Origin of the sequence: Synechococcus sp. H60.1, from assembly GCF_047462335.1 — a bacterium.
In the GTDB taxonomy this organism is placed as follows: Bacteria; Cyanobacteriota; Cyanobacteriia; order Thermostichales; family Thermostichaceae; genus Thermostichus.
Genome location: NZ_JANSJA010000210.1, coordinates 1 through 693, shown reverse-complemented (window position 1 = coordinate 693; position 693 = coordinate 1). Strand labels below are relative to the sequence as shown.

General features: G+C 59.7%; 1 protein-coding gene. It reads left to right on the top strand.

Annotated elements, in window-relative coordinates; all coding sequences use genetic code 11:
* Positions 1-693: RNA-guided endonuclease InsQ/TnpB family protein (locus NW852_RS10375; RefSeq protein WP_414426718.1), on the top strand; the 693-nt coding region annotated here is incomplete at both ends.

The following is a 693-nucleotide window of genomic DNA, read 5'->3' as shown; positions in this document are numbered from 1 at the left end:
GGGTAGGAGGGATATTGCTCATACCTCTGAGGGGGATCACTGGAATGGACAGCAGCTAAATAAGGTGAGGGATCACTACTCCCGCTTGAGAGCGGTTCTCCAACGCAAGGCCAGTCAGGGCACACGCAGTTCTCGACGGAGATGTCGGGAGCTGCTGCAACGGCTGTCTGGTCGGGAGAGACGCTTTCAAGCTTGGGTGAACCACTGCATCTCTAAAACCCTTGTTGCTCGAGCACTGGCCACCCACAGCTTTATTGCCTTGGAAGATCTGACTGGGATCCGTGAACGAGTCAACCAACAGCCACGCAGCAAGACGGAGCGGCGCCGGGCCAATAGTGAGGCCTACGGCCCGCTAGCGCGAGGGGCGTTCTACCCGTTACAGCGGTTCTTGGAGTACAAGGCAGCAAGAGCGGGGGTGAAGGTGGTGGCAGTACCACCTGGCTACACTTCGCAAACTTGTCACCGCTGCTTGTGGCTTGGGCAACGGGAAGGGAAGCATTTTCGCTGTGTCAACCCGGCCTGTGGCTGGGAAGGGGATGCAGATTTGAACGGTGCTAACGGGATTGCGCTTTTGGGGGTCGCTGTAAGCCGGCCCCCTGCCCCCCTTACATCCCCCCGTATACGGGGGGAACGAGGGGGGCCCGTGGTTGGCTTGCCAACTGCAGGGCTACAGGAAGCCCACTCCGTACCGCT